General features: G+C 68.7%; 1 protein-coding gene (running past one end of the window). It reads right to left on the minus strand.

Features of this window, described 5'->3' with window-relative positions; all coding sequences use genetic code 11:
* Positions 1-12,304: the beginning of a toxin glutamine deamidase domain-containing protein gene (locus tag ACIBF5_RS31200; protein ID WP_396816473.1), read on the minus strand. The gene continues 15,068 nt to the left of window position 1, outside the view; the window shows 12,304 of its 27,372 coding nt (coding positions 1-12,304); the start codon lies at positions 12,302-12,304; the stop codon falls past the left edge of the window.
* Positions 12,305-13,509 lie beyond the last annotated feature (1,205 nt).

Below are 13,509 nucleotides of genomic sequence, written 5' to 3' on the forward strand. Positions count from 1 at the left end.
GGGAGCGCAGCACCGCGAGTACGAGCTGTGCTACCCGCTCGCCGCCAGGCAGGCCGATGGTGGTGCCCGGACCGTCGCCACGGCGTGCCGCCACGATCAGCGGTTCGCCCGGCTCTGGTCCGGCCGGCCGGAATGGTACGCGGGCCTGCGGAGCGTCCGGGCGGATCGTTCCGAGCCGCGTGTCGACCTGCGCCGCGTTCGTCGGCGTCGGCAGGTCCGGCAGGCTCGGCATGACCAACGGCCGGAACCGCGGCGGGACCGACCCGGCGGGGACCCGCGCGCCGAAGTGGGCCCGCTCGAACGCCTCGGTCTCGGTGGCCGGCACGCCGATCTCGGCGATGGCCGGCGCGGTCACCGGGGCGATCTTGTGCGTGATCGACTCGACCCTGACCTGCACCTCCGCCCGCGCCCAGTAGCGGGCCTGGTTCGATTCCCGGTTGAGCATCGTGTGGTTCATGCCTTCGAGGCTGAGTTCCTGCGCTGTCGCGTTCCCCCACTCCATGGCACCGAATGGCCCGAGCCCGCCACGGGTGAGGTCCGTCGCGTCGCTGTCCAACCCAACGGTCAGGAGCCGCACCGCAGCCGCGGCGGAGGAGGAGTCGGACCGGTTCGCCGAGTTGCCGCGGATCACACCGGTGTCGTCCCGAACCCGGACGCCGTCGACTTGGCCCAGATACTGCAGCTCGCGCAGGCGCAACTGGACGGTGACGTAGCCCCGGAACTCTCGTCCCCCCTCGACCGGCACCACCAGCAGGTCGGTCAGGTCCGTGTCACTGGACAGCCAACGGAAACGGCTGCGGGCCGTCCGCTCGTTGAGCAGTTGCGTGCCGGCTCGTCGGACGATGTCGACGGTGGTGGCCGCCGAGAGTCCGCTGTCGCGCAGGCTCCGCTGCATGGCCAGTACGGCAGGGGTGAGGTTGACCGCGGTCAGCACCTCCCGGGCCGACGACGGTCCCGGCTCGGCGTCGCTCTGGGGCGACGCCAGGGGCGCCTCCACGCGCGGCCGATGTTCCTGGTTGACGTAATGCTGCGGCAACTTGACCGTGAGCAGACCCCACTCGCGCGGCACCGACGCTGGTCCGCCCCACGGCCGGCCGTCGACGTGGACCTCGAACGTCACCCCGCTGAGGAAGTTGACACCACCGGTGACAAAAAGCTTCCGCCCTGAGAGCACCCGACGGGAGGAACCCGTCGAGCGGCTGGTGTCGCCGCCGATCCCTACCTGCGGCAGGCCCAACACGAGCGAGGAGGCACCGGTGGAGACAATGTTGAACATCGATTCCAAGGCCATACTCGTACTGAATTGCACCGTCCGCGTACGGCTGCTGCTGTCCGCCGTCGAGCCAAAGGCGACGGCGAACTGCCGGTCGCGCGACGCGACGTCGGAGATCGCGGCCGGCTTGTAGATCCTGGGTCTGATCGAGACCATGCGGTCGCCGATCGCCCCGACCCAGCCCTCGCGGAGCAGGCCCTCCCACTTCTCGATGTTGCCCTCGTCGAGCGCCTGCTTGGCGACCGTCACGGTGTACCCGGAGTCCTGCCCAATCTGCTCGGCCTGGCCGTCCGGCCGGCCTCCCTCGGACAGTCCTTCGATCCGCAGCAGTTCGACGAGTTGGGCTTGTACCCCCCGCCGCAGCTTCTCCTCAGTCACCTTGGCGGGCGGAAGGTCGGCTGGCAACTCGGGCAGCCTGGCCACGATCTGCCCGGCGAGCCGACCGGGTTCCGTCCAGCCGGCCGACTGTACGACAAACTCACCGTTGGCCCCGTGGTCCAGATACCACGGGTGGGCCGGATGATCGGTCGGCGGCCCCGACCGTACCAACTCGTCGGTCGACAGCAGGTCCGAGTCGACGATCGACACATCGTCGATCGGTGACGTCGATGCCGAATCAACATCGGACGCCAGCTCGACCGGCGACATCGACTCCGAATCCACGGTCGACGTCAAGTCGGTCGTCACCACGGGTACCACGTTCCGGCGCGCCCGCTCCACGGCGGCAGCCCGCTTGGCCCGCTCGGCCGCTTCGGCGAGCTGCTCGGAATTGATATCGATATGCGACGGCGGGGCGATCCACTTTCCTATCCGCTGGCCAAGGCCACTGTCCGGCAGACTGACCCGGAACCGTCGCCTCGGTGTCGGACGCGGCGCCGGGGTGGTGTCCGGTACGTCACGTGCCAGCCGCGACTGCACGGCCGCGTACGGCAGCCGCTCCCGATAGGGGGCGAGGATGGCCTCCGCCGTCCGGTTCACCTGCCGCTCGGTCGGCTTCACCTGCCGCTCGGTCGGCTTCGTGGCAACGGGCCTGGTCGGTGTCGTGGCCGCCGATCCGGGGCTCGTCGTCGCCGAGTCGAGCGCCGGCACCCAGGCATCGAAGTGGTTGTTCTCGCCTCGCCACAACCGCAACGGCGGCACGTTCCGGCGGTCGAATTGTGCGTCCGAGACCCGGTGTTCACCGTCTGGACCGGCAATGACCAGCGGCAGGCCCAGCGCGTCGGCGAGCAGCACCGCATAACCGTCGCCCTCGCCGTCGGCCCAGCTACCGGCCCAGGCCCGCACCTGGTTGGCCAGTCCCCTCCGCTCCGACCGGGTCGGCTGGTGCTTGTCCAGGTTGGCCGGCGGGTCGTCAGAATTGGCCAGCCCGGAACGCACCGCCACCGCACCGAACTCGGGGAACGGCGGATCCTCCACCAGCTCCCCCAGCCGGCCCGCCAACACCCGGACGACCTCGTGGACCCGACCGTCGCCGAGCACTCCGTACGCCCCAGCGGGCTGCGCCAACCGGTGTGGCAACTCCAGCAACCAGGCTGTGTTCTCCCGTCCCAGATCGAGGCCCGCCACCGCCTCGGGAGCGGCGAGGACGGCGGAGTACAACACGCACCAGCCATCCGCCGGCACCCGTACCACCCGGGCGCCCCCGGGCAACGCCCGCACCCCGGGACCACGCCCGCGCCCGGCGCCTTCGCCACCGGTCCCGGTGACGTCCGGTCCCGTCGGCTCCTCGGCCGTGCCCACACCGGCGTCCGCCGGATCCTGGGCGTCCGGCGCCCGCAGGACCGTCGCCGCCGGTGCCAGTCGCGTCGGCGCCGACCAGGTCGATGGCCGCCGTCCAAACTGCCAGCTCTCCGAACCGAGCCGACTCATTGCCAGGCCGAGATCCGGGTCACCGACATCCACCCGGTCCGGCGACCGGACGATCTGCCAGGAACTCTCCGGGCCGGTTTCCAACCTGCGCACGGGATCAGCCCCGGCGGCGCCCCGCGGCAGCCGACCGGCCAGGAGGCCGCCGTCTGGGGTGAGCACCACATCGGCCGGAGCTGCCAACACGTCGCCGCCGAGACTGTCCGCGAACCGGCCGGCGAACGACGAGCGGTCGGCAGACCCCGTCGCCGCACCCGGCGCCACCAGTGCCACCGTCCGCTGTCGTCCCAGGGGGGTCTGTGCCCGCACGAACGTGGCCAGATCCTCGGCCGAGTACGTCGCCCCGCCCCACTCGTCCGACAGCCGCACCCGGTCAGTCGCGGGGTCATACCGACCCGACAACACCACCACGCCCGACCTGGAGCCGTCCGAACCCGGCAACCACTCCGACCGGAGGGCGCCGATCGAGTCTGTTGCCGCCTCCGAGTCTGTTGCCGCCTCCGAGACCGTTGCCGCCTCCGAGACCGTCGACGGCGCGGCGGCGGGGCGGCGGAGCGCGCCGTACCGGGGGTCCGTCGGAGCATCAACGAGCGCACGTGCGGTGGAGCGGGACTCGGCGCTCGCCGGAAACACATCGGAGTCCGACACGCTTTCGGCCGCCCGGATCTCGCTGCCGGTCGCGTCGAGGATCACCACCCGTGCGGCGACGGCGGATCCCAACTCGTCGCGCGTGACGAGTCGCCGGCCCCGCTCGTTCTGCGGTTCCATCCATTGCAGGGGCTGGTTCGGGTCGGTGGTGTGGTGCAGGGCGAGAGCGTGGCCGATGCCGTCGGGCCGCTGTTGCAGCACGAGTGCGCTGCTGCCCGGTCCCGCGTCCCGTACCTGCCGTTCGACATCCTCCCAGGACGACACCCGCCGCCACCGCGCACCACCGCCGAGCCGATCCGCCACGTGACCGGTACCGATGACCAGGTCGTCGGTGCTGACGCTCGCCCTGACGACGGGAGCCCGCCACGGGTACAGCGCCGACTGGATAGCGCTGACCAGTTCGACACAGAGCCCTGGATCAGGCTCGGCGACACGGCGACGTCCAACCGCGTCCGTGACCCGGTCGACCAGTGACTCCAGTGCGACGCGGTCGAGCCGCACCGGCGACTGGACCCCGAACGACGGGCCGGTGGTGGACGGGTCGAGCAGCGCGCGGGTCGCCGAGTCGGCGACCGGAACCCCCGCGGAGACGACCGTGCCCTGAAAGTCCGACATGACGACCTGCCGCAGTCGCCCCTCATCGTCCAGCGCCAACCGCACCAGACCCCGCAGCGCCGGCGGCAACACCCACGAGACGTTCACGAACGGCCCGAGGTGATATTCGGCTCGTTCCTCCGGTGAGAACGCCCCCTCGTCCGACCACGGCTCGGGGAGATCGAATTCGAGGAACCGCTCCCCCGGCTCGCCGTGCGGGTCCCACACCACCAGTTGGTGGTCCGACTGGCGTTCCACCAATGTCACGTGCACCGGACGATCCGGCCGCGCTATCCACACGGGCGTCACCGCACCCGGCCGCAGTTGCGCCAAACCGTCCGCGTCAGCCCGGACGAACGCACCACCGAACCCTTCCGCCAGATCCTGGGGGCCGAACCTGTCGTCGTTCCTGCCGCCGAAGGGCCCCACGCCCAACGCCGTCACCACCCGCCGTACCCGATCCACGGAGTCCAACGACACTCCGTCCCAGTACGGCAGCTCCCACACCGCCACCCGCAACGGCGCCGACACCAGATGCCACTGCACCGGCACTGCGGACGCCGGCGGCGGCGGCGGGCCCGGATCGGGCAACACAGGCCTTGTAATCGACCAACTTCGGCCTTCACCACTGATCCAGTCGGCCCAGAACCCGTCGTCGATCAGTGCGGTGGTGTCCACCGTCCGCCACCACGAGTCAGTTCGATCATGGTGCAGGAGGTAGACGTACTGATTCGGCACCACCAGATCGATCAAGGTGATCGACTCGGACTCCTCGTCGAGGTTACCGTCTTCGACGGCCACCCCGCCCGTACCCGCCAGCCAGTCCCAGATGGCGTACGGCGATGGAGCACCGGCAAACCGGAACCTCAGGTCTGTGGACCCCTCCTCTGAGTCCCGGGCAGGCAGGGCTCGCCGGACCCTACCCAGTTCCTCCCGTGCGGCGGACCGATCAGAATTGTCCTGCAATCGCACCATCATCGCGACGATGCCTAGCGATCGTGGACGGCGGCCCAGCAGCGAGCCCAGTAGCCCGCCCAGGTCAAGCCCGGCAAGCGTCGATCCCTCCGACCGGTCCCGCCACTCGATCGCCACATCCGCCGGGTCAGGGGACGGCAGGGTTCTGGCCGTGACAACGGTCGTGCCCGCGTCCGACAGGTCACGGACGAACGCCGGATCGTCGCCGCCAGCCTGCGGTGTCAGCGGCGTCACCAGCACCACCACCCGCGGCGCGCCCCCGAAGTCGGGAAGTCGAAGCTGGGCGTATTCCCGCCCGGTCAACCACCCATATCGCGGCGACCAGAGCACCGAGCCGACCGGATGCCGCGCCACGGCCAGTCCCTCAACCGCCGGATTCCGCTGCACAAGGTTGGTGTACTGGTCTTCGGTCATCCAGTGCGTCGCGCCAGGGGGCAGATACACAACCCGCCAGTCGCCCAACTCAACGAGCTCTTGCGTGTTCAGCCGGCCCGGATCGAAGAAAAGCCGGTCGAGCGCGGCAAGCGAAATACTCCTGTCCCCGTGGAGTAGTTGGTCGGCAGTGAGCCCGGACGGGAGCACCTCCGCCGCCAAACCATCCGCGTGTCGGGCGACCCACAGATCCCGCGGACCGCCACGCTCGCCGTCGTTCGGCAGCCGGATGGTCACCACGTGCAGGTCCGGGCCTGCTTCGTCAGCCGGCAGGTGCAGCACCGGGGCCGTCACCTCGGCCGGCAGTGACACCTCGACCACGGGCTCGACCACCGAGGGCACCCGTCGCACCGTCCGCGGCCGCAGCCACGTTCGCACCGCATCCAACCGCAGCGATTCGGTCCGGGCCGAACCCACCGGCACCCGCACCGGCCCAAGCGGACCCACCGGCGGTTGCGCCCGGACCGTCTCCTGGTAGGAGGGCGTCGCCAACACGTGCTCGCCGGGATCGAGTCCCGCCTGGTTGGCGATCAAAAACGACAAAGTCTCGTCGTCGACCAACGGGCGCTGACCCGTCAGTCGGCGTCGCAGCTGTGCAGGGAGGTCGATCCGGATCGACTGCTGCCGCCGGGCCTCATCCACCGCGTCACGCAGTCGCCTGTATGGCCCGTACGACCGGGTCTGCCCCGGAATGCTCACCCACCACTCGCCAGTCGTCGTGGAAGGTCCCCACCCCGCATAGACCACTGCCCGCGGCACCGGGTGACCCTGCCAGGCACGCCCGTCGATCTCCCTCTGCACGCGGTTGGCGAGTCTCTCAGACCAAGAGTCCTGCCCACGGAAATACAGCACCAGGACGTCCGGGGAACTGACTCCCGCCCCATTGGCCGCGTCCGCCGCGTTGAACGGCTCATCGAGGAGGCGCTGCACCATCAACGATTCATGGGACTCGCCCGGCGCGGCGATCGAATGCGGCCCGGCCAGTACGCCGACCACCAACGCCGTGCCCTCCGGGGCGGCCAGCACCGCGGTCACCGCCTCGACCGCCGCCACGTCCACCGTCAACCTACCGGCCACCGCCGGTGGCGGCACCAACCACACACCGTTCGGCAAACGCCGCAGCGCAGGCACCAACGCCCCCTTGTCGGTGTCCGGCCCCGCTGACCGCTCCAATCGAGAAGGTCCAGCCTCGACCAGCCCAGAATCACCCACCCCAGCCGAACCCGCCACCGGCCCCCGCAGGCTTCGCGGTGGATCGACTGATTCGGTCTCCGACCACATGGTCTGCGACTCGATCCAGATCTGGGCAAGGGCCTGGTGCATGCTGGCCCCGTCGCGGGCGCCCAGCATGCTCAGCAGCCGTGCCCGCACATCCTGGGCTGACAGTCCTGCCGACCACACATCCCGATCCCTCGCCCCGCCCGTGGCCGAGACGGTGATCACTCGGTCGGCGTCGTCCGGGGAACTTGCGACGATCTGCAGATGGAACTGGTCGCCGTTGGGAAACCTGAACCGTTCGTTGAGCGAGGTGGCGGCCTGCTGGACCAGCGCCTGCTGCTCCAGGACTAGCTGCGGTCCGACCCCCTCACCAGCACGCCAACCCAACCGCAGCAGGAACACCCGAGCGCCCGAAGTGTCGAGGTAGACGTAGGAGGTGTGCTCGCCATCGAACGGAGCATCCTCCAGGCCCGGCGACCCCACCCGGCGGAAGTCGCGCGGACCACCCACCCCCAACGAATCCTCGACGCCACGGACCGGATCAAGCGCCCACCACCAGCCCGGCACGCGCTCCTGGTCAGCCGAGAGTGCCAGCAGTCCCGGCGAAACAAGCGGATCACCGTAGCTACGACGGGGGGTGACGAACCTGATTTCCATACCTGCGGCGAACCGACCGGCGGACAGGTCCAGGCGGCGCTGAATCGGAAGGATCGCCTGCCTCATCGTCACGGCGATCTGCCCCGCGAGGTTTCTCCCGGCCGGCCTGTACAACGCAAAGCGAGAGTCATCGAAGGCCCACTCCAGCCACGTTGCGAACTCTCGTTCCACCACGTCCAGAAGGCGCGACTCGAGGTACATCTCATACAAATCTTCATTCGCGCCGAAGGTGACCGCCAGCCGAGGCATGGGCAGCCCGACGAGGTGCCGGGCCAGTACCTCGTCCATCAACACAGGAACGAAGTTCAAGCTCCCGTGGGGGCTGGTGGAAGGCAACGTTGGCCCGTCAGATCGCGACGAGTCGTCGGAAAGGCCCATGCGCAGCACGACTCGGAGGTCATCCTCAACCACATCCGCACCGGCCGGTGGCGAGTCCGGATCCCACACCTCGATGGTGTGCTCGTTTCCAGACGACTCGAGACCGATCTCGTCCGTCGCTCCCCTCTCAACCGGTAGGTCGCTTGGCAAGGACCCAAGTGCCAAGTACCAGTTGTGTGGCGCGTCGCCGACGGTCTGCTGGAGCATCCAGATCCGCAGCAGATACTCGGCGGGAACACCCCCAGCGACCATCTCATCCCAATACGGCCCATCGCTGGCGACGTCGTGGACGCCCAACATCCGCAACAGCCGGGCGAGCAGCGCGGCCTCCGCGAACTCATGACCTTCGACAAGCAGAGGCTCCGTCGGCCAACGGTCCGGCAATATCGCAGCCGCGTTTGCCCATGTCTCACCATCGAAGACCTCCACCCGCCAGTCGGCTTGATCGGCGACAGCGTCATCGAAGTCCAAGCGGACGTCCACATGCAGCAGTTCGTCGCCGGGCAGAATGAACCGCCCGTTAATCCGATCAGCGACCGAGTTGACGAGCCGGACCAGAGACTGCTCCACCTGGTCCCGATTCTCGACACTCACGGCGAGCCCAAGCTGGAAGACCAGAATGTCCCGGCCACCGACCGCATGACCAGGCCGTAGCCGGAACATCCCGTACGCCGCGACCGGCCGGCTGTCGGACGAATGGGGCGGCTGGAGCCGGACGCGGCTGATCCGGAAGTCGTCACGGGCGGCAAGCGCCTGCCCGACCTCCCCTGCGAGTGCGGTCGTCTCGGGACTCTGGATGGTTCTGATCGTCGACGTGAACAGGGACCGACCCTGCACCCAGTTCGGAACCGTGTGGTCGGCGCCGCTGACCTCCAGCACGTACGACCCCGGAAAATCCGTCCTCGCTTCCCCTGCCACGGGTACAACCGGCAGTGACCAAGACGGGTCCCAGGGCCTGGCTACCAACCCGGCGCCAGCGAGACGCTGGAGGTGTTCCGGTGCCCGCTCGGACACGGTCCGGCGCAACTCCCGGGACACCTGACGAGCGGCAGGCATGTCCCGCACGTTCCCGCGAGAGACGATGCTCGCCGATGGCATCCACAGGCCGAAGCCGCCTCGAACGGCCGCAGCAAGGGCGAGCTGATCACCCAGTTGTCGGATCGCGGCGAGATCGGATTCGGAGAGCCTCCCATCTGCGGAGTCCAACACCAGCTCTACGACGCGTGGGCGGTTCTCGGTCCGGTACGACCGCTGCTCAAACCTCGGCTCCCCGATGGAGTCGACGCTGGCACCGGATGCGTCCTCATCGCGATCGGTGTACATGTCGTCGTCACCGCCGACATCACTGGCCGTACGGTAGACACTCGGCGGCAGGAAAGCATCCCCGCTACCAGGCTCCTCATCGGGATCACGATCGGCGTACATGTCGTCGTCGTCACCGCCGACATCACTGGCCGTACGGTAGACACTCGGCGGCAGGAAAACGTCCCCGATACCGAGCTCCTCGTCGTCAGACGGCTCCGAACCGACCTCGTCTGTCGGTAGTCCGATCAGGGAGGACTCAGGCGCCGTGTAAGAGTTGCGCGGCGCGCGGGTGAGAGTCTCCTGGAGCATCCAGATCCGCAGCAGATACTCGGCGGGAACACCCCCGTCGACCATCTCATCCCAATATGGCCCATCGCTGGCGACGTCGTGGACGCCCAACATCCGCAACAGCCGGGCGAGCAGCGCGGCCTCCGCGAACTCATGACCTTCGACAAGCATGGGGTCAGCCGGCCATGCGTCAGGGATCTGCGTAGCCCAGCTTTCCGGCGTCGAACCATCGACGACGTCAATCTCCCAGTCGGCACCATTGGCGTGGGTGTCGCCGAAGTCCAAGCGGACGTCCAGGTGCAGCAGGTATTCGGTGGGCAGAATGAACCGCCCGTTGACCCGATTCGCGACCTGGTTGACGATCCGGACCAAACGCTGCGCCCCGTCCCGGTCCTCGGCGCTTACGGCGAGCCTGAGCTGGAAGACCAGGACGTTCCGCTCGGCGGCCAGATGATCATTCTCTAACCGGAACACCCGGTAGGCCGCGATCGGGCGGCTCGTGGTGTCATCGTCCCCAGTAGACGGGCCCAAAAGAGACGGCCTCAGTCGAATGTGACCGGCCGGGAAATCATCACGAGAGGCGAGCACGCGCTCGACCTCACGGGCGAGCGCGGTCGTCTCTGAACCCTCCAAAACACTGATCGTCTGTGGGAACAGGACGGAATCGTTCGCCCAGTCCGGAAACGTGTCGTTGGCGTAGTGGACTTCCAGCACGTACGACCCCACGCGACCTGGCCGCCCGATCCTTAACAGCGACGCAACCGGCAGCACCCAGGACGGGTCCCAGCCGGTATCCACCATGCCCCGCCCGATGAGATCCTGGCGGTATTCCGGCGCGCCCTCGGACACGATCCGGCGCAACTCCTGGAAGACCTGAACGGCGCCCTGCACCTCCTGCGGGTCTTGGTGGGGTTGGTCGTCCCGCCCATAGACGAAGATGCCGACCGATGGCATCCGCAGGCCGAAACTGCCTCGAACGGCCGCAGCGAGAGCGAGCCTGTCACCTAGGTGTCGGATCGCGGCGAGATCGGATTCGGAGATCTCGCCGTCCACGGAGTCCAACACCAACTCCAAGGCACGTCCGGAGGTCTCGGACTGGAGCCACGACCGCTCGGTCCCGAGCGCCTCGGCCGAGTCGACGCCGGGGCCGACGGCCTCGGGCGCGGCCTCATCATCGTCGCGAACGGCGTAGAAGTCGTCGCCGTCCTCCTCGCGGTATCCGTCCTCTCCGTCGTCCTCAGACGTGTCGTCCAGCCATCCGGTATCCCTCGGGCTGTCGGTGGGCAGAGTCAGACCGTCCGACGGTTGGCCCGGCACTGCGGCGATCCCGTCGAAGCGCCGGTAACGGCCGTCCGGCAACTGGTCATTGATCACGTCCCAGCCGCCGTCGGAGTCACGCTCGCCATCGATCGTCGGACGGAACAGGACCCAAGACTCGCCGTCGGACGCAAACACCTCGCGGAGGCGTTCCCGGCTTCCGATCGTCACCGCACCGGGCGGGGCCAGTACGTCCGCCTGCCGGAGGTCCGAGAGCCGCTGCGCGAACCCGTTTGCCAGCGCACCTGTGCCGCAGGCGACCAGAACCAGATCCTCGCCATTCGGTGCGACGGTGCCGAGAATCTGCGAGAGTTGCTCCGGGGTGAGCAACGCTGCACCGACACCGCCGTTGTCGAGCCTGATCGGAACCCGGACGGCGTCGTCGGCACCGTGGACGAGCACGGGATATTTCGTCCCGTCGGGCAGCACCTGTCCAGGGTCGACCAGTCGACTCCAGTCGTCATCAGACAACAGCGCAGCACCGCCACGGGCACCATCAATCCGTCGTACGACGATCGGGAACCCGTCGGCCAGCCAGTCACCGTTCTCTGCCTGCCGCACGCTGCTGACGTGCATGGGCCCCGCGCTGACGTCACCGGCCTTGTACGGGCCGTCCCCGGCAGTCGTGCCCGTTCCCGGCTTTGGCAGCACCACCTCGGACTGCTCGGCGTCGCCCCGAACCACGACACCCGAGGGGTCGAGGACAACCACCCGGGCCGCGGCAACGGGTCCCATCAACTCACGCGTAATGAACCGCGCGCCGATCTCGCCGTGCGGCTGCACCCATTGCAGCGGCTGAGCCGGGTCGGTGGTGTGGTGCACCGCGAATGCCTGGCGGGCGCCACCACCGACCTGCTGCCACATCACCAGCGCGGTACTACCTGGGCCGGCCTTCGTCACCCGCTGCTCGACATCGCCCCAGGACGGAACCGGCCGCCATTCGTCGCCATCGACCCGATCGGCCAGATGCCCCGTACCGACCGCCGAGGCGTCCCCGATGTCGGTGCCGCCCGCGCCGGACGCCCGCTGCGGATACAACGCGTCCTGGAGTCCCTTGAGCAGTTCGATGCTCTGCCACGGGTCGGCCCCACGTCGGCGAGGCGCAGGTACCCGACGGCCTGCCGCTCGGGAGGCAACCCTGTTGACCAGGGACTCCAGGTCACCCCGGTCGAGCCTTACCGGCGGTGTTGTCCCGGGCGACGGCTCATCGGGAAGCCGAACGCTCGTGACCGCTTCCGGACCGATGGTGGCATCCGCGAGCTGGTCCGGTGCGGAGGTGCGGCGCCCACCGGTCTCGCCGTGGTTCGTGGTGCTGCCCGGCACTGTTCGGCCCGACTCGACCTCCGAATCCACGGCCCACACATCAACATCGACCGCCGAACCAACACCAGAATCGACATTCGAAGGATCCGCCGGGCTGTCAACACCCGCCCAGCTCACCAGCAAGGGATCCGACACTGCCGACCCCGGCACAGTCACCACCTCAGGAGACGGCCCAGAATCGGCATCCGAGACCGGCAACGAAACCGAGGTCACCCGCGACGGCACCACCGACGACACAGTCGTACCCGGCAAAACAGTGGACCCACCGGAGGTAGCCGGTCCAGTGGACGTGACGGTGGACCCAGCCGGGACCGACGTCACCGGGACATCCAGGTTCGCTGCGGCGGCGCCAGCCGCCCCCAACGTTCCAGGAATCCGCACCGGCCCGGCCATCCCCGCCGACGCGCCCAGCCCACCCGCTTGCGAGGTCCACGACGAATCTGTCGATGTTCCCGTCTGCGGGATCGCCGCCGGACCCGTCACAAGACCAGTCCGCGGAAACGGCAGGCCGTTCTGCGTCGACGCTGGCAAGGACCAGTCGTCCTGCTCGCCGTCCAGCTCGGACATGCTGGTGGTCGGCGGGACGACGCCATTGCTGCCCGGGGCCGGGGGACCGACGTCCGGTTCGGGATCTAGGAACGCGGATGGTTCCGGCGTGCCGGGCAGTACCAACACGGGAGCCGAGTCCAACGGCGGTAACGACACATCCTGCCTGGTCCCGGGGATCACGTCCGGCGGAATGATGACGCCCGGTCCGATAATCACGTCCGACGGAATGATGACGCCCGGTCCGGTGATGACGTCCGGCGGGATGATCACGTCCGGTCCGGTGATGACGTCCGGCGGGATGATCACGTCCGGTCCGGTGATGACGTCCGGCGGGATGATCACGTCCGGTCCGGTCGCCTCACCAGCCGGCGGGACACCAGGCAGGAACACCTCGTCCCCATCCACCGGCGACCCGGCACCGCCACCCGTCGACGAACCCGACCTGCCCGGTCCCGAGACTGACCCCGACCCAGACCCCGAGTTCGAGTTCGAACCTGAGCCAGATCCTGGGCTGGGGTTTGCGGGAGAAACCGGGATCGACGGCGGGGATCCCGGACCGTCCTCCGAATACCCGGGCGGCGAATCCATAGGAGACCCGGAATACCCAGGCGGACCGTCAGGATCAACCGCCACATACGGCGGCACCGGATCCCGATCCGCGACCGTGTCCGGATCAACATCCGCCG

This window comes from Micromonospora sp. NPDC050417, assembly GCF_044458865.1.
GTDB lineage: Bacteria > Actinomycetota > Actinomycetes > Mycobacteriales > Micromonosporaceae > Micromonospora_G.